Origin of the sequence: Aquabacterium sp. (genome assembly GCF_021768455.1) — a bacterium.
GTDB lineage: Bacteria > Pseudomonadota > Gammaproteobacteria > Burkholderiales > Burkholderiaceae_C > Aquabacterium.
In genome coordinates this window covers 1-17906 of the sequence record NZ_JAIZVX010000001.1, presented here as the reverse complement: position 1 = coordinate 17906, position 17906 = coordinate 1, and the positions used below count along the sequence as shown (strand labels likewise).

Below are 17906 nucleotides of genomic sequence, written 5' to 3'. Positions count from 1 at the left end.
ATGATCAAAAGAACCCTGTTCAACGAAGACCACGAAGCCTTCCGCAACACCGTGCGGCGCTTCATCGACAACGAAATCGCACCCCACCATGCGCAGTGGGAGAAAGACGGCATCGTGCCGCGCGATGTCTGGCTCAAGGCCGGTGCAGCGGGCATGCTGTGCTGCACGGTGCCCGAGGCCTACGGTGGCCTGGAAGCCGATTACCTGTTCGATGTGGTGGTGTTCGAAGAGATGGCCCGTTCCGGCTTCACGGGGCCGGGCTTCCTGATCCATTGCGATCTGGTGGCCACATACATCAAGTCCTTCGGTACCGAAGCGCAGAAGCGGCAATGGCTGCCCAAGATGGTGAAGGGCGAGGCCATTGGCTCTCTGGGCATGACGGAGCCGCATGCAGGCAGTGACCTCAAGGCGATACGCACCCGGGCCGTCCGTGATGGCGACGACTTCGTGATCTCCGGACAAAAGGTGTTCATCTCGAACGGCCAGATGTGCGACGTGATCGTGCTGGCAACCAAGACGGACAGCAGTGCCGGCGCCAAAGGTGTGACGCTGTTTCTGGTGGACACGAGTCTGCCTGGATTCCGCCGCGGGCAGAACCTCGACAAGCTGGGCATGAAGGCGCAAGACACCTCGGAGCTCTTCTTTGACGACGTGCGTGTGCCCGCCTCGGCCATGCTGGGGGAAGAGGGCAAGGGCTTCGAGTTGATGATGACCAAGCTGGCGCAAGAGCGCCTGGCACAGGCCATCCGCTCGGCCACCGTCGCCGAGACGGTGGTGGACTACACCGTGGCCTACACGGCAGAACGCAAGGCCTTCGGCCAGACGATTGGCGACTTCCAGAACACGCAGTTCAAGTTGGCCGAGCTCAAGACGGAGGCGGTCATCGGCCGCCAGTTCACCGACGCCTGCATCGCCAGCTTCATGAAGGGCGAGCTCGACGCCGTTGACGCCGCCATGGCCAAGATGTGGCTGAGCAATTTGCATTGCAAGGTCGTGGACGAATGCCTTCAGCTGTTCGGTGGCTGGGGCTACATGTGGGAATACCCCATCGCCCGTGCTTACGCGGACGCCCGCATCGTCAAGATCGCCGGCGGCTCGATCGAGGTGATGAAGCACATCATTGGCCGCAAGCTGTTTGCCGACTACCGAAGCGGGCAATCTGCGGGCTGAGGTGGCGGACGTCCTCGTGTGGGACGGGGGCTGATCCGGGCTCACGTCGCACCGTCTTTTTCCATTCAATACCAGACTCCTATGAAGATCCTCGTACCCGTGAAACGTGTGGTGGACTACAACGTGAAAGTGCGCGTCAAGAGCGATGGCTCCGGTGTAGACCTTGCCAATGTCAAGATGAGCATGAATCCTTTTGACGAAATTGCCGTGGAGGAGGCCGTGCGTCTCAAGGAGGCAGGCTTGGCCAGCGAGATCGTGGCCGTCTCGGTGGGGCCTGCCCAGGCGCAAGAGACCTTGCGAACGGCCATGGCCATTGGGGCGGACCGGGCCATTCTGGTCGAGTGCGCTGAAGAGGTGCAGCCGCTGGCGGTGGCCAAGGTGCTCAAGGCGCTGGTCGATCGCGAACAGCCCGGCCTCGTGATTCTGGGCAAGCAGGCGATTGACGACGACTGCAACCAGACAGGCCAGATGCTGGCCTCTCTGGCAGGCTGGCCGCAGGCCACCTTTGCTTCCAAGGTTCAGGCAGAAGGCGGCAGCCTGATGGTGACCCGAGAAGTGGACGGTGGGCTGGAGACGCTGAGCTTGAGCCTGCCCGCCGTGGTGACCACCGATCTCCGACTCAACGAACCGCGCTATGTGACGCTGCCCAACATCATGAAGGCCAAGAAGAAGCCACTCGATGTTCTCAAGCCGACAGAACTGGGGGTGGACATCGCGTCGCGCATCGTGACGCTCAAGGTCAGCGAGCCCCCTCAGCGCAGTGCTGGCATCAAGGTGGCCGACGTGGCTGCACTGGTTGCCAAGCTCAAAAATGAAGCCAAGGTCATTTGAAGGACGCACACACCATGACCATTCTCGTCATTGCAGAACACGACAACGTCAGCCTGAAGGCGGCAACCCTCAATGTGGTCACTGCGGCCCGCGCCATTGGCGGCGATGTGCATGTGCTGGTGGCCGGCCATCAGGCGCAGGGCGTGGCGCAAGCCGCCGCCTCGGTCGAGGGCGTGCAGCAGGTGCTGTGGGCCGACGCGCCCCAGTTGGCCGAGGGCCTGGCCGAGACCCTGGCCGCGCAGGTGCAGGCGCTGGCCCCTGCCTACAGCCATGTCCTTTTTGCGGCCACGGCATCGGGCAAGAACGTGGCGCCACGCGTGGCCGCGCAACTGGATGTGGGCCAGGTCTCCGATGTCATCAAGGTGTTGGCGCCCGATACATTCGAGCGTCCCATCTATGCGGGCAACGCCATCGCCACCGTGCAGAGCTCCGACACGGTCAAGGTCTTGACGGTGCGTGGCACGGCCTTTGACCCTGCTGGTGTCGGGGCCTCGCCCGTGGCGGTGCAGCAGGTGGCGGCCGTGTCCGAAACAGGACGTGCGCGCTTTGTGGGCCGCGCGGTGACCAAGAACGATCGACCCGAGCTCACCGCGGCCAAGGTCATCGTCTCCGGCGGGCGTGCGCTGGGCTCCAGCGAGCGCTTCAATGAGACCCTGACGCCTTTGGCCGATGCTTTGGGCGCCGCCCTGGGTGCATCGCGTGCGGCAGTGGATGCGGGCTATGCTCCCAATGATTGGCAGGTCGGTCAGACGGGCAAGATCGTCGCGCCTCAGTTGTATGTGGCGGTGGGGATCTCAGGGGCCATCCAGCACCTGGCGGGCATGAAGGATTCCAAGGTCATCGTTGCCATCAACAAGGATGGGGAAGCCCCGATCTTCAGCGTGGCCGACTATGGCCTGGAAGCCGACCTCTTCCAGGCCGTGCCAGAGATGGTCAGCGCGTTGTGACAGCTTCCTTGGGTATGAGGGGGCATCAGGCCCCCTTGCCAAGGGAGATTGTGGGGCAGGTGTTCTCCCGCCTGCCCAAGCCTCACAGGGGCGGCATCGAGCCGCCCTTTTTTCATGGCGTCGCAATCACCGGTCTTTCAAGGGTGGTGCGGCGCTCAGGCGGCGCTGGCGGTATTCACCCGGTTGGAGCCCGTTCCAGCGCTTGAAAGCGCGATGGAAGGCGCTGGCATCCTGAAAGCCGAGCTGTGCGCCGATGTCGTCAATGCTCTGGGCACTGTGGCACAACAGGTTGATGGCCAGGTCGCTGCGCAGCTGGTCCTTGATGTCCTGAAAGCTGTTGCCCTCTGCCTCCAGGCGCCGGCGCAGGGTGGTGGGGGTGGTGCCCAACTCTGCCGCCAGTTCTTCGAAAACGGGCCAGGTCTCACTGCCCAGCGCGCTGCGCAGCCGCCGGCGCAGCTTCACTGTCCAGCTGTCTTCGTTCTTGTATTTGAGGAACACCGACTGCGGCGCGGACTTCAGAAACTGCTGCAGGGTCGCCGCGTTCTGCACGAGTGGGCGGCCCAACACCTGCGCATCAAAGCTGATGCGGGTGAGCTGCTGGTCAAACGCCAGGTGCTGCGAGTACATGCGCGTGTACTCGCGTGCGTGGAGGGGGCGGGCGTGGGCCAGGCTCACCTGTGCCAGCGGCACACGATGCCCGATCAGCCAGCACATCAGGCCATGCACCAGGATCAGGAAGGTTTCGTCGGCAAACAGCCGGTCTTGCGGGGCCTGGATGCGGTTGTGTACGTCGATGACCGCATGGGCGCCATCGAGTCGCAGCTCGCCATGGATGTCGTCGAGAAACAGTGCAAAGCCTCGCAGCGCGCGTTTGAGCGCCTGGTCCAGGTTGTCGCAAGCCAATACAGCGTGGCAGAGCAGGGCAAAACTGCCGACCTTCATGGGCCGACCGTCCAGGCCGAAAAACTCGTCGTTGAGCGCGAGCGCCGTGGCGCGCCACAGCGCCGAGAAGGCCGGTGCGGTGACGCGAGCCTGAGGTGAGCCCAGCAGTTCGGAAGGGATGCCCGAGGTCTTGAGCGCATGAGCCCGAGCCGCCTCGTCAAGGTGGCTCAGCGCCGCATTCACGAAATACACCGAGACGGTGTCCTTGTCCTTGAGGTCGTCCATCTTGACGGGTTGAAGCCGTTGAAGGCGAGTGCGTGATACCTGCCGATGTTAGCGCTGCTTGTTCGCCCTTGTTCGCGTATGTGCGGGTGTCCAAAACTGCCAGCCAGCCTGGCGGGCAAGGCCATGGTGCATGAAGGCGTGCCTGCCTACAGTCATGTGGCAGGAGACAACACATGACCGATCTGTCCGCAGAATTCAAAGCGATGGCCGAATACCGGCCCACTCAGAAAGTCCGATTCGTCACGGCGGCTGCCTTGTTCGATGGTCACGATGCGGCCATCAACATCATGCGCCGCATCTTGATGAGCATGGGCGCTGAAGTCATTCACCTGGGGCACAACCGCTCGGTCGATGAGGTGGTGACAGCGGCCCTGCAGGAAGATGCCCAAGGCATTGCCATCAGCTCCTACCAGGGCGGTCACGTCGAGTACTTCAAGTACGTGGTCGATCTGCTCAGGCAACGTGGCGGCGAGCACATCCAGGTGTTCGGCGGCGGCGGTGGCGTGATCGTGCCGGCCGAAATTCGCGAGCTGCACGACTATGGCGTGGCGCGCATCTACAGCCCGGAAGATGGGCAGCGCATGGGGCTGCAGGGCATGATCGGCGAGATGGTGATGCGTTGCGACAAGGACTTGTCGCCCTACGCACCGTCTGACATCGACGCCATCACCGGCCACAGTGAAGCAGCCTGGCGTGCGCTGGCGCAGTTGATCACCGCCTTGGAGAACCAGAAGGCCGACGCCCACATGCTGGCGGCCTTGCATGAGCGGGCTCAGGCGGTGAAGACACCGGTGCTGGGCATCACGGGCACAGGGGGCGCGGGCAAGTCCAGCCTGACGGACGAGCTGATCCGCCGCATTCGACTGGATCAAGGCGACCGCCTGCGGATCGCCGTGATCAGCATCGACCCCTCACGCCGCAAGAGCGGTGGTGCACTGCTGGGCGACCGCATCCGCATGAACGCCATCAGCCCGTGGCAACAGGGGCAGCGCGTCTACGTTCGCAGTCTGGCCACGCGTGACACCGGCAGCGAGGTGAGTGCGGCCCTGCCGGATGTGCTGGCTGCGACCAAGGTCGCGGGCTTTGATCTGATCATCGTCGAGACATCGGGCATTGGCCAGGGCAATGCGGCCATCGTGCCCATGGTCGATGTGCCCATGTATGTGATGACGCCGGAGTTCGGTGCAGCCAGCCAGCTTGAAAAGATCGACATGCTGGACTTTGCCGAGTTCGTGGTCATCAACAAGTTCGACCGCAAGGGCGCCGAAGATGCCCTGCGCGATGTCGCCAAGCAGGTGCAGCGCAACCGCGAGGCCTTCACGGTGATGCCCGATGCCATGCCGGTGTTCGGCACCATGGCCAGCCGCTTCAACGACGATGGCGTGACGGCCCTGTACCAGGCTTTGCGCGCGCGCCTGGCCGAGTTGGGGCTGCCCGTTCAAGAGGGCGCTCTGCCCTTGGTGAACACCCGCCACAGCACGCACCAGACACCGGTGGTGCCGGGCGCACGCGTGCGCTACCTGGCCGAGATCGCCGACACGGTGCGCGGCTACAAACGCCGTGCCCGGGAGCAGGCGCGCCTGGCACGCGAGGCTCAGCAATTGATGGCGGCCAAGCGCTTGCTGCAGGCGCAGGTTGCCGACAACGGGCCTGAGGCTGTGGGCTACAAGCTTGTGGCTCTGGCCAAGGAGCGTGAGGCCAAGCTGGACGCGTGCTCACGTGACCTGCTGGCGGGCTGGCCTGCGCTGCGTGAGTCGTATGCCGGTGACGAGCTGGTCGTCAAGGTTCGCGACAAGGAGATCCGCACCAGGCTCACGCAGACCAGCCTGAGTGGCACGAAGATACGCAAGGTGGCCTTGCCCACCTACGAAGACCACGGCGAGCTGCTCAAATGGCTGCTGCTCGAAAACGTGCCAGGCAGCTTTCCCTACACCGCGGGCACCTTTGCCTTCAAGCGCGAAGGCGAAGACCCGACGCGCATGTTCGCGGGCGAGGGTGATGCCTTTCGCACCAACCGCCGGTTCAAGCTGGTCAGCGAGGGCATGCCCGCCAAGCGTTTGTCCACGGCTTTCGATTCGGTCACGCTCTATGGCAATGACCCGGATCTGCGCCCGGACATCTACGGCAAGGTGGGCAACTCCGGCGTGAGCATTGCCACGCTGGACGACATGAAGGTGCTGTACGACGGGTTTGATCTGTGCAGCCCGACCACGTCGGTGTCCATGACCATCAATGGGCCGGCGCCGACCATCCTGGCCATGTTCATGAACACGGCCATCGACCAGCAGATCGATCAGTTCACGGCCAAGCATGGCCGACCGCCCTCGCGAGAGGAGTTGCATGAGCTCAAGGCCTGGGCCAAGGCCAATGTGCGCGGCACCGTGCAGGCCGACATCCTCAAGGAGGATCAGGGCCAGAACACCTGCATTTTCTCGACCGAGTTCAGCCTCAAGGTGATGGGCGACATTGCCCAGTACTTCGTGCAGCACCAGGTGCGCAACTTCTACTCGGTGTCGATCAGTGGCTACCACATTGCCGAGGCGGGTGCCAACCCGATCAGCCAGCTGGCCTTCACGCTGAGCAATGGCTTCACCTTTGTGGAGGCTTACCTGGCGCGCGGCATGCACATCGATGACTTCGCGCCCAACCTGAGCTTCTTCTTCAGCAACGGCATGGATCCGGAATACACCGTGTTGGGACGGGTTGCCCGCCGCATCTGGGCGGTGGCCATGCGTGAAAAGTACGGCGCGAACGAGCGCAGTCAAAAGCTCAAATACCACGTGCAGACCAGTGGGCGCTCGCTGCATGCGCAAGAAATTCAGTTCAACGACATCCGCACCACCTTGCAGGCGCTGATCGCCATCTACGACAACTGCAACAGCCTGCACACCAACGCCTTTGACGAGGCCATCACCACCCCCACGGAGGACAGTGTGCGCCGTGCCATGGCCATCCAGCTGATCATCAACCGGGAGTGGGGCCTGGCCAAGAACGAGAACCCCAACCAGGGTGCTTTCATCGTTGACGAGTTGATGGAACTGGTCGAAGAGGCCGTGCTGGGCGAGTTCGAGAAGATCGCGGAGCGCGGCGGCGTGTTGGGCGCCATGGAGACCGGTTACCAACGCAGCAAGATCCAGGAAGAGAGCATGCATTACGAGATGCTCAAGCACACGGGCGAGTACCCCATCATCGGCGTGAACACCTTCCGCAACCCGCATGGCGATGCGGTGCAGGAGACCATCGAGCTGGCGCGCTCCACCGACGACGAAAAGCAGAGCCAGCTGCGCCGCCTTCAAGACTTCCACGCGAGACACGCCGGTGAGGCGCCAGCCATGCTCAAGCGTCTGCAGCAGGCCGTGATCGACAACGGCAATGTGTTCGACGTGCTGATGGACGCGGTGCGCGTGTGCTCGCTGGGGCAGATTTCGAACGCCTTGTTCGAAGTGGGCGGTCAGTACCGCCGCAGCATGTGAGGTGAGACAACAATGTCCCGTGAAAACGTCCGTGAAATGAAGCGCACATACACGTCGGGTGGGCGCCCTGATGCCTCCGTTCAGGAGGTCTTCCTTGCCCGTGAGTCGGCCTTGTGGTTGCTGGCGCGCAGCATTGGCTTCGGTCATCAGCGCCTGGCGGTGGTGAGGCTCTCCATGGCTGTGCATGCGGGTGCCGATGTGCCCGATGAGAGCTGGGCCTACTGTCGCACAGCCGCCGTGCGCGATGCCACCTTGCTGGCGCTTTACCACAAGGCGGAAGTGCTGGCAGGCCGCACGTCGCAGGCCGCCGTGTCTGCGCTCTCCTCACAGCGTGCGCATTGACCATGGGACACCGCTTGTCCACCATCGCCACCCGCACCGGCGACGCCGGCACCACGGGTCTGGGGGATGGCAGCCGCGTCAGCAAGTCGGATCCCAGGGTTTCGGCCATGGGGGATGTCGATGAGCTCAACAGCGCCGTCGGACTGTTGAGGGCCCTGGGCGTGCCGGATTGCCATCTGGACATGGGGAACCTGCTCGGGAGCATCCAGCAGGACCTGCTGGACCTGGGTGGGGAGCTCAGCATTCCTGGCTACAGCTTGCTCAAGGAAGAGCGTGTCGTGGCACTGGATGCCTGGCTGACCTTGGCCAATGCCACGTTGCCCCGTCTGACCGAGTTCGTGTTGCCTGGGGGGACCCTGGCTGCAGCTCAGGCGCACATGTGCCGTACGGTATGTCGCCGGGCCGAGCGTGTGCTGGTGGACCTCGCCGAACTCCAGTCGATCAGCCACACGGCGCGGCAATACCTCAACAGGCTGTCCGATCTCTTTTTTGTCATGGCCCGTGTGCTCAACCAGCAGGCCAGCCAGGCCGAGCCTCTCTGGAACCGTGCGCGTGTCGATTGATCGACGCGTGCCCCCCTTCATCAGGCGCGCGTCGCAGGCATGCGCCTCCATCCACTTCAGTGGCTCCTGGCCGCTGCCGCAACCCAAATTTTGAATCATGAGCCAAAGCATCTATCTCGTTGGTGCCGCACGCACCGCCATCGGCACCTTCGGCGGCACGCTGAAGGATGTTCCGTTGAGTCAGTTGGCAACCATCGCCGTGCGGGAAGCCCTGCGCCGCAGCCATGTGGACGCCAGCCAGGTGGGGCATCTCGTGATGGGCAATGTGATCCCCACCGAGCCGCGTGATGCCTACCTGTCCCGTGTTGCGGCCATGGATGCCGGCATCCCTCAGGAGGCCCCCACGTTCAATGTCAACAGGCTGTGCGGCTCTGGTCTCCAGGCCATTTTGCTGGCCGCCCAGTCCATCTCGGCGGGGGACGCCGACATCGCCGTGGGGGCAGGTGCCGAAGCCATGAGCCGCAGCGCCTACCTGATGCCCTCTGCCCGCTGGGGTACTCGGATGGGTGATGCGATGATTCAAGACTACATGCTGGGGATTCTGCACGACCCCTTCCACCGCATCCACATGGGCGTCACCGCCGAGAACGTGGCGGCACAAGAAGGCATCAGTCGAGACATGCAGGACGCGCTTGCACTGGAAAGCCAGCAGCGTGCCGCGCGGGCCATTGCCGAGGGGCGCTTTGCCACGCAGATCGTGCCCGTCGAGATGGCTTCGCGCAAGGGCACGGTCGTGTTCCAGACCGACGAACATGTGCGCGGCGACGTGACGCTGGCCCAATTGGGCGCCATGAAGCCGGCCTTCAAGGCGGACGGCAGCGTGACGGCTGGCAATGCTTCCGGACTCAATGATGGCGCGGCCGCCGTGGTGCTGGCCAGCGAGGCCGCCGTGAAAGCGCATGGCCTGACGCCACTGGCGCGGCTGGTGAGCCATGGCCACGCCGGGTTGGATCCCCGCCTGATGGGCCTGGGGCCGGTGCCGGCCACGAGGATTGCGCTGCAGCGCGCGGGGCTGCGCGTGTCGGATCTGGATGTGATCGAGGCCAACGAGGCGTTTGCGGCGCAGGCTTGCGCGGTGTCGCGTGCGCTGGACCTGGATCCTGCCAAGGTCAACCCCAATGGTTCGGGCATCTCGCTGGGGCATCCGGTGGGCGCGACGGGCGCGATCATCACGACCAAGGCCATTTACGAACTCCAGCGCACAGGCGGGCGCTATGCCCTGGCCACGATGTGCATCGGCGGCGGGCAGGGCATTGCCGCCATCTTTGAGCGCGTCTGACGATCGGCCCCACAAGCAGTCCATCCGGAGTTGTCATGCAGATCGAACACATAGGGGTCATCGGGGCAGGGACCATGGGCAACGGCATCGCGCAGGTCTGCGCCGTGTCGGGCCTGAGGGTCACGATGATCGACATCCACGACGCGGCCGTGCAGCGCGGCCTGAGCACGCTGTCTGGCAGCCTGGACCGTCTGGTCAAGAAGGACAAGCTCAGCCAGGCCGACCGTGACGCCGCCGTGGCCCGCGTGCAAGGCTCGACACGGTACGAAGACCTGGCCGGCACCCAACTGGTCATCGAGGCGGCCACCGAGAACCTGGAACTCAAGTTGCGGATCCTGACCCAGCTTGACGGGCTGCTCGGCCCCGACACCGTGATTGCCAGCAACACCTCGTCGATTTCGATCACGCAGTTGGCGGCCGTGCTCAAGCGGCCCGAGCGCCTCATTGGCCTGCACTTCTTCAACCCCGTGCCTTTGATGGCGCTGGTCGAAGTGATCCGCGGCATGCAGACATCGGACGCGACCGGTGAGCTGGCCATGGCTTTTGCCCAGGCCATCGGCAAGACGCCGGTCACGGTGCGCAACAACCCGGGCTTCGTGGTCAACCGCATCCTGATCCCCATGATCAACGAGGCCATCTTCGTGCTGCAGGAGGGCGTGGCTTCGGCCTCCGACATCGATGAGGGCATGAAGCTGGGCTGCAACCACCCGATTGGCCCATTGGCCCTGGCCGATCTGATCGGGCTGGACACGGTGCTGGCCATCATGAACGTGCTGTCTGATGGCCTGGGTGACCCCAAATACCGCGCCGCCCCGCTGCTCAAGGAGATGGTGGCCGCCGGGCACCTGGGCCGCAAGAGCGGGCAGGGCTTCTTTTCGTACGCCTGAGCACCTTCATTCATTCAAGCCGCATCCAGATGAACGACTACATCGCTCCCTTGCGCGACATGCGCTTCGTGCTGCGCCACCTGGCCCCGCTGGCCGAGGTCATGGCTTTGCCGGGTCAGGCAGACCTCCATGCAGACGTGGCCGATGCCATCCTTGAAGAAGCCAACAAGTTCGCCAGCGAGGTGTTGTCGCCACTGAATGTGGTCGGGGACCGCGAAGGCGCACATTGGCTGGATGGCCAGGTGCACACGGCCACGGGCTGGCGGCAGGCCTACACCCAGTTCAGCGAAGGTGGGTGGAATGCGCTGTCCTGTCCCAGTGCTCACGGTGGTCAGGGTTTGCCGCGCCTGCTGTCTGCACTGGTTGAGGAAATGTGGAACGGCGCCAACCTGTCGTTTGCCTTGTGCGGCATGCTGACACGCGGTGCCATCGAGGCCCTGGAGCTTTGCGGCAGTCCGCAGCAGAAGGCCATCTACCTGCCCAAGATGATCAGTGGCGAGTGGACCGGCACCATGAACCTGACCGAGCCGCAGGCCGGCTCCGATCTGGCTGCGGTGCGGGCCCGTGCGTTGCCGCAGCCCGACGGGTCCTACCGGGTCTTCGGGCAAAAGATCTTCATCACCTATGGCGACCACGACCTGACGGACAACATCGTCCACCTGGTGCTGGCCCGCATGCCCGGCGCGCCTGAGGGCGTCAAGGGCATCTCCTTGTTTGTGGTGCCCAAGTTCCTGGTCAATGCAGACGGGAGCCTGGGCGCGCGCAACGAGGTGCGCTGCGTGTCGATCGAGCACAAGCTGGGCATCCACGGCAGCCCGACGGCGGTGCTGTCCTTCGGAGACGAGCAGGGTGCCACGGGGTGGCTGGTGGGTGAGGCCCATCATGGCCTGGCCTACATGTTCATCATGATGAACGCCGCGCGCTTTTCGGTGGGCATCGAGGGCATCGGCTTGTGTGAGCGTGCCTACCAGCGGGCGCTGGCGTATGCGCGTGACCGGGTGCAGGGCACCGAGGCAGGCGCCAGCAGCCGAGACAAGGTGGCCATCATTCGCCACCCGGATGTGCGGCGCATGTTGCTGCAGATGAAGTCGCGCACCGAAGCCTTGCGTGCCGTGGCCTGCGTGGTGGCGCTGGCCATGGACGAGGCGCAGTCGCACCCCGACGAGGCTTGTCGGCTTCAGCGACAGGCCTTCGTCGAGTTGATGATCCCCGTCGTCAAGGGCTGGAGCACGGAAACGGCGGTTCAGGTTACCTCACTCGGGGTTCAGGTCCATGGCGGCATGGGCTTCATCGAAGAGACCGGTGCAGCCCAGCACTGGCGCGACGCGCGCATCACCCCCATCTACGAGGGCACAACGGGCATCCAGGCCGCCGACCTCATCGGCCGCAAGGTTGCCCGCGACGAGGGCGCAACGGTGCGTCGCGTGATCGATGACATGCGTGGCGTGGTGCAGGCTCTGAATGAGGGCGATGACCCGGAGCTCTCCGCCATCGCCAGCAGCCTGGCGCAAGGCGTGGCGGCACTCGATGTGGCCGTCCAGTACATCGTGGACCAATACAGCAAGGATGTGCGCGAGGCACTGGCCGGCGCGGTGCCCTTCCTCGCCTTGTTCGGCATCGTGGCCGGTGGCTGGCAAATGGCCCGAGCGGCGCTGGCGGCCAGGCAGGCGCTGGACAGGGACCAGTGCACCAACGGCGAGGCTGCAGCAGACCTGCCCTTCATGCAGTCCAAGCTGCACACGGCGCGCTTCTACGCGGACCACGTCATGCCCGAGGTGAGTGGGCTGCTGCACGGCGTGACCCGGGGCGCGCAGGCCGTGCTGGCGCTGTCGGATGAGCTGTTCTGAGGCTGCCCGCGTGATCGATCTGAGCCCCCGCATCCCGCAGCGCATCGTGTGCCTGACGGAGGAGCCCACCGAGGTGCTGTACGCGCTGGGCGAGCAAGATCGCATCGTGGGCATCTCCGGGTACACCGTGAGGCCACCTCAGGCACGGCACGAAAAGCCGCGCGTCTCGGCCTTCACCAGCGCCAAGATCGAGCCCATTCTGGACCTGCGGCCCGACCTGGTCATCGGCTTTTCAGACATGCAGGCCGACATTGCCCAGACCTTGATCAGGCATGGCGTGGAGGTCTGGATCAGCAACCACCGCTCGGTGGCCGAGATACTGGGCTACGTGATGCGACTGGGTGCCCTGGTGGGGGTGCCCGACAAGGCCCGGGCCTATGCGCAGTCCTTGCAGGCGAAGGTGCGCGGCGTTCAGGTTCAGGCGTCGCAGCTGCCACGGCGCCCTCGCGTTTACTTTGAAGAGTGGGACGAGCCTCAGATCTCGGCCATACGCTGGGTGAGCGAGCTGATCACGCTGGCCGGCGGGCAAGACATTTTTCCCGAGCGCGCCCGCGCCAGCATGGGGCGGGACCGCATCATTGCCGATCCCTTGCAGGTGGTGGCGCGCGCGCCCGACATCATCATCGGTTCGTGGTGTGGCAAGAAGTTCCGACCGGAATCGGTCGAGCGCCGGCCGGGCTGGCATGACGTGCCGGCGGTGCGCGATGGCGAGCTCCATGAAATCAAATCTCCGCTGATCTTGCAGCCAGGGCCCGCCGCGCTGACGGATGGCCTGGATGCCCTGCACCAGATCGTCATGCGTTGGTCCAAGTGGTCGCCGCCCAGCGTTTGACCAGCCCCTCCTGCTTCCTGCTACCTGTTGCCCTTGCATGCCATGACCTTTCTTGCCTTGATGCTCACCCAGTCCGACCGCCAAACCGTGGCCGACATCGTGCCCTTGGCCGATGCCGCATTGCCGCCCGGTGAGGTCATCGTCCGCGTGGCCTTCAGCAGCCTGAACTTCAAGGATGCCTTGGCGGTGACTGGCCGAGGTGCCATCGTGCGGCAATGGCCCATGGTGCCAGGCATCGATCTGGCGGGTGTGGTGGAGCGCAGCGACGACCCTGCCTGGCAGCCAGGCGATCAGGTGGTGGTGAATGGCTGGGGCATGGGGGAGACCCACTGGGGCGGCCTGGCGCAGCGGGCAAGCGTGTCGGCCAGCTGGTTGCAGCGCCTGCCACAGGCCTACACCTTGCCGCAGGCCATGGCCATTGGCACGGCGGGCTACACCGCCGCCCTGTGCGTGATGGCCCTGCTGCGCCATGGGCTCAAGGCCGGCGCCCCGGTGCTGGTCACCGGGGCCAGTGGTGGCGTGGGCTCGGTGGCCGTGGCCTTGCTGTCGGCGCTGGGCATGGACGTCACGGCGGCCACAGGTCGGCCGCAGGTGGTGATGGCGTTTCAAGGTGCGGGCAAGGTGCAGTGCATGGATCGTGCGGCGCTCGCATCACCCGGCAAGGCGCTGCAAAGCGAGCGATGGGCGGGCGTGGTCGACACGGTCGGCAGCCACACCCTGGCCAATGCCTGCGCCGCCACGCGCTGGAACGGCGCGATCGCAGCCTGCGGGCTGACACAGGGCGCAGACTTGTCCGGCAGCGTGATGCCCTTCATCCTGCGCGGCGTCACCCTCTACGGCATCAACAGCGTGTTCGTGCCACAGGCTGTGCGCGAAGAGGCCTGGGCCCTGCTGGCGCGCCACATCGATGGCGAGGCCCTGGCGCGCATGAGCCACACCATCGGCCTGAGCGATGTCATCCGGGTTGCGCCCGAATTGCTGGAAGGGCGCCTCAAGGGGCGTGCCATCGTCGATGTCAACCAATGAAGGTCCACATGAACTTTGAACACATTCTGTTGAGCAGGCATGGCGAGGGCGATCGCCAGACTGGTTTGATCACCCTGAACCGACCCAAGGCCTTGAACGCGCTCAACGACGCCTTGATGGATGAACTGGGGCAGGCCCTGCTGGACTTCGATCAGGACCCCACTGTGGCCTGCATCGTGCTCACCGGCCAAGACAAGGCCTTTGCGGCCGGCGCCGACATCCCCGAGCTGGCGCGCCATGATTTCATGAGCGCCTACCGCAGCGAGTTGATCTCGCGGAACTGGGAAACCATTCGCCGCGTGCGCAAGCCGGTGATCGCAGCCGTGGCGGGCTTTGCCCTGGGTGGCGGCTGTGAACTGGCCATGATGTGCGACACCATCATCGCGGCAGACAACGCCCGCTTCGGTCAGCCGGAGATCAAGCTGGGCGTCATCCCGGGCGCCGGTGGCACACAGCGGCTGCCGCGAGCGGTGGGCAAGGCCAAGGCGATGGACATGGTGCTCACCGCCCGCATGATGGATGCGACCGAGGCAGAGCGCATCGGTCTGGTCTCGCGCGTGGTGCCTCTGGCGCAGCTCTTGCCCGAGGCTTTGCAGATGGGGGCGCTGATCTCCACGCTCAGTGGCCCGGCCGTGATGCTGGCCAAGGAGGCCGTCAACCGCGCCTTCGAAACCGGCCTCAGCGATGGGGTGCAGTATGAGCGGCGTGTGTTCCAGGCCCTGTTCGGGACGCCGGATCAACAGGAAGGCATGGCGGCATTCCTGGCAAAACGGCCGCCTGTTTTTGAAAAGGCCTGAGGCCCTTCATTGGCGCCACCACTCCGGCAAGCACGTCGACAACCCTGGCCACATGGCGATGACGAGGGTGCCTGCAAAGATCGCCAGCATGGCGGGCAGCAACGACTTCGCCACATACCGGATCGGTTTGCCGAACATGGCCGAGGCGAAATAGAGGTTCATGCCGGCGGGTGGGCACAGGAAGCCGACTTCCATGGCGGCCAGGAAGACGATGCCGAAGTGCAGGGGGTCGATGCCGTAGCTGTGGGCCACGGGCAGCAGCAGCGGCACCAGCACGGCGATCGCCGCGAAGATCTCCATCAGCGCGGCGGCAACGAACAGGAAGGCGCACAGGGCAAGCAGAAACGCGTGCCTGTTGGGGATGGCGGCCTGCACCCATTCGACGGCCTGATCGGGGATGCCGGCATCGACCAGGAAGTTGGTGAGCGCCAGGGCCATGCCCAGGATGAGCATGACGCCGCCGATCACCTGTGCGCATTCGGCCAGGCAGTGGCCCAAGGCACGCCAGCCGAGTTCGCGGTGCACCAGGCCCTGGCTGAGCACGGCGTAAGCGGCGGTGAGTGCGGCGCTTTCGGTGGGCGTGGCCAGGCCGCTGACCATGGCGCCGATGGCCACCAGGGGCGCGGCGATTTCCCACTTGGCCGTCCAGGCGGCCGCGAGGGCCCAGCGCAGGCTGGGCCGGGTTGTGGGAGGCAAGTCAGGGGTGTGGGCCTGGTCGTTTGCCGCAGCGGTTCCGCGCAGAAAGCCTCCCAGCAGGAGCAGGCTGGCCACCATCACCAGGGCTGGCAGCAGCCCCGCCAGGAACATGGCCTCGATGGGCACGCGCGCGATGACCGCGTACATGATCAGGGGCACCGAGGGCGCCAGCAGCACCCCCAGGGCGCTGGCGCTGGTCACCATGCCGATGCCGCGTTGTTCGGGGTAGCCCGACTGGCGCAGCAGGGGCAGCAGCAGCCCTCCCAGCGCCAGGATGGTGACGCCGCTGCCACCGGTGAACGCGGTGAAGGCCGAGCACAGCACCGCCGTGGCCATCACCGTGCCGCGCTGACCGCCGCCAAACACCTGCACGAACACGGCGCCCAGGCGGCCGGCCGCGCCGGTGCGGGCGAAAACCAGGCCCGCCAGCGTGAACAAGGGCAGGGCGGGCAGCGAGGGGTTGACCGTGATCTGGTAATGCGAAAGGGCGATGGAGGCCAGGGGCAGGCCATCGCTCCAGAACAGGGCCAGGGCCAGGCCCCCCAGGGCGGCGAACACGGGCGCACCGGCCAGCAGCAGCGCCACGATGGCCAGCAGGGCCGGGCCCAGTGGCAGGGCGTGGTCTTGCCAGGTGCGGGCAGCCACCCAGCCGGCCAGGGGCAGCAGCAGGGCCGTGATGGCGCGCCACCTTGGGCTGTGCGCCACAGCGGCCCCCAGCCGCATGCCCAGCAGCGCAAAGCCCAGCGGCAGGCTGAGTTGCACCCACCACACCGGCATGCCGTAGGCCAGCAGCTGCCCGGCCTGGCGTTCGGCATCGACCAGCTGCCAGCCGGCCAGCGCCAGCGTGCCGCAGAGCAGGGCCGAGCCGCCCTTGGCCAAGCCGCGCACGGCAGCCTGGGTGCGCGCGCTGCCCAGGCTGGTGAGGTGGCCACGTCGCTCGGCGGCGATGGCGCCAAACATGGCCAGCACCAGGCCCAGGTGCTGGACCAGCACAGGGGCGTTGTCCACCCCGCGGCCGAGCAGGGGCCGCAGCGCCATCTCGATCAGGGGCAGCACCGTCATCAGCGCCAGGGCCAGCATGGCGGGTGCGTTGTCCAGGCGGGCCAGCGCCCTCAGGCCCGTGGCGCGGGCCGTGTCATGCGGGGCGGTCACGCTCACTTCCCCCGCGCGGCGCGGTAGGCCTTGAGGTGGCGGAAGACCTCGTCGAAGGTGTCGGCGGGGACCATGGTGCCGCGGATGCGCGGGTAGAGCTGCTCGGCCAGTTGCGTCCACTCGCGCATCTGTTCGGCGTTGGGTGTGTTCACCGTGAGCCCACGCTTCTTCATGGCGGCCACGGCCTCGTCCACTTCCTTGCGGGCCTGGGTGCGCATCTGCAAGCCGGCCTTTTCACCGGCGCTGCGCAGGGCCTGCTGGCCGGCGGGCGACATGGCGTCCCAGGCCTTCTGGGTCACCACGAGGGCACCGACGATGGGCGCCCAGTTGATGTCCAGCATGTTCGGGGCCGTGCCGTAGATCTGGCTGGCCAGCGCGAAATAGGGTGTGGCCGGGATGACGTTGATCATGCCGGTCTGCAAGGAGGGCAGCACGTCGGCGGTCTCCAGTGGCACGGGCGTGTAGCCCAGGCTCTTCATGATGGCCTGCTGCTCGGGCTCGGCCCCCCAGGCGAAGAACTTCATGCGCTTGAAATCGCCAGGGCGCAGGGCCGGTTCTTTGGAGAAAAAGCGCACCCAGCCGGCATCGCCCCAACCGAGGATGACGAAGCCGCGCTCGAGAAAACGCTTCTCCATGGCGGGGCGCATCTTCTCGCGCACGTGGTCGACCTCGTCCCAGTTGCGAAACAGCAGGGGGAGGTTCTGCAGGGCGGCGATGCTGGGCTCCATCTCGCGCAGGCCCACGACCGACATCAAGGCCCCTTGCAGCTGCCCGATGCGCATGCGCCGCGCCAGCTCGGCCTCGCCACCCTGGCTGCCATCGGTGAACACGGCAAACCTGGCGCCACCACCCTGTGCGGCGCGCCAGGTTTCGCCCAGCTCCAGCAGTTGCTGGTGG

At 65.4% G+C, this 17906-nt stretch carries 15 protein-coding genes; 12 read left to right on the top strand and 3 right to left on the bottom strand.

Annotated elements, in window-relative coordinates; all coding sequences use genetic code 11:
• The 3 genes from QZ994_RS00075 to QZ994_RS00065 all read left to right on the top strand — a co-directional run bounded on the left by QZ994_RS00075 (position 1) and on the right by QZ994_RS00065 (position 2948).
• A complete protein-coding gene (locus QZ994_RS00075) occupies positions 1-1170 on the top strand; it encodes an acyl-CoA dehydrogenase family protein (RefSeq protein WP_290866526.1) in 1170 nt (389 codons plus the stop codon).
• An 81-nt stretch (positions 1171-1251) separates the two neighbouring features.
• Positions 1252-2001, top strand: a complete 750-nt coding sequence (locus QZ994_RS00070) for an electron transfer flavoprotein subunit beta/FixA family protein (protein WP_290866523.1) — start codon at positions 1252-1254, stop codon at positions 1999-2001.
• Between the two features lie 14 nt (positions 2002-2015).
• Positions 2016-2948, top strand: coding sequence for an FAD-binding protein (locus QZ994_RS00065; RefSeq protein WP_290866521.1), 933 nt, complete (start codon positions 2016-2018; stop codon positions 2946-2948).
• A 126-nt stretch (positions 2949-3074) separates the two neighbouring features.
• On the opposite strand, the gene QZ994_RS00060 is transcribed toward QZ994_RS00065, so the two are convergent.
• Complete coding sequence (locus tag QZ994_RS00060) at positions 3075-4115, bottom strand: AraC family transcriptional regulator (RefSeq protein WP_290866518.1); 1041 nt, start codon at positions 4113-4115, stop codon at positions 3075-3077.
• A gap of 173 nt (positions 4116-4288) precedes the next feature.
• Between QZ994_RS00060 and icmF the strand changes: the two genes are divergently transcribed.
• The 9 genes from icmF (at position 4289) to QZ994_RS00015 (ending at position 15161) form a co-directional block, all read left to right on the top strand.
• Entirely contained in the window at positions 4289-7588 is a 3300-nt protein-coding gene (icmF, locus tag QZ994_RS00055; protein ID WP_290866516.1) for a fused isobutyryl-CoA mutase/GTPase IcmF, read from the top strand.
• Positions 7589-7624: 36 nt separating this feature from the next.
• Positions 7625-7930, top strand: a complete 306-nt coding sequence (locus QZ994_RS00050) for a hypothetical protein (protein ID WP_290866513.1) — start codon at positions 7625-7627, stop codon at positions 7928-7930.
• Between the two features lie 2 nt (positions 7931-7932).
• Positions 7933-8493 carry a cob(I)yrinic acid a,c-diamide adenosyltransferase gene (locus QZ994_RS00045; RefSeq protein WP_290866511.1) on the top strand — a complete coding sequence of 187 codons (561 nt, stop codon included), beginning with the start codon at positions 7933-7935 and terminating at the stop codon, positions 8491-8493.
• Between the two features lie 97 nt (positions 8494-8590).
• Entirely contained in the window at positions 8591-9772 is a 1182-nt protein-coding gene (locus QZ994_RS00040) for an acetyl-CoA C-acyltransferase family protein (protein WP_290866509.1), read from the top strand.
• Between the two features lie 35 nt (positions 9773-9807).
• Entirely contained in the window at positions 9808-10659 is an 852-nt protein-coding gene (locus tag QZ994_RS00035) for a 3-hydroxybutyryl-CoA dehydrogenase (protein ID WP_290866506.1), read from the top strand.
• A gap of 29 nt (positions 10660-10688) precedes the next feature.
• Positions 10689-12506: an acyl-CoA dehydrogenase gene (locus QZ994_RS00030; protein WP_290866504.1), complete on the top strand. Its 1818-nt coding sequence runs from the start codon at positions 10689-10691 to the stop codon at positions 12504-12506.
• Positions 12493-13338, top strand: coding sequence for a cobalamin-binding protein (locus QZ994_RS00025; RefSeq protein WP_290866501.1), 846 nt, complete (start codon positions 12493-12495; stop codon positions 13336-13338). The genes QZ994_RS00030 and QZ994_RS00025 overlap by 14 nt, the downstream gene beginning before the upstream one ends.
• Before the next feature lie 42 nt (positions 13339-13380).
• A complete protein-coding gene (locus tag QZ994_RS00020) occupies positions 13381-14364 on the top strand; it encodes an MDR family oxidoreductase (RefSeq protein WP_290866499.1) in 984 nt (327 codons plus the stop codon).
• An 8-nt stretch (positions 14365-14372) separates the two neighbouring features.
• Entirely contained in the window at positions 14373-15161 is a 789-nt protein-coding gene (locus QZ994_RS00015; protein ID WP_290866497.1) for an enoyl-CoA hydratase, read from the top strand.
• A 6-nt stretch (positions 15162-15167) separates the two neighbouring features.
• Here QZ994_RS00015 and QZ994_RS00010 read toward each other — a convergent pair whose 3' ends face one another.
• On the bottom strand, positions 15168-17009 hold the full coding sequence (locus QZ994_RS00010) for a TRAP transporter large permease subunit (RefSeq protein ID WP_290866494.1): 1842 nt from the start codon (positions 17007-17009) through the stop codon (positions 15168-15170).
• A 2-nt stretch (positions 17010-17011) separates the two neighbouring features.
• Positions 17012-17906: TRAP transporter substrate-binding protein DctP (dctP, locus tag QZ994_RS00005; RefSeq protein ID WP_290866492.1), on the bottom strand; the 895-nt coding region annotated here is incomplete at its 5' end.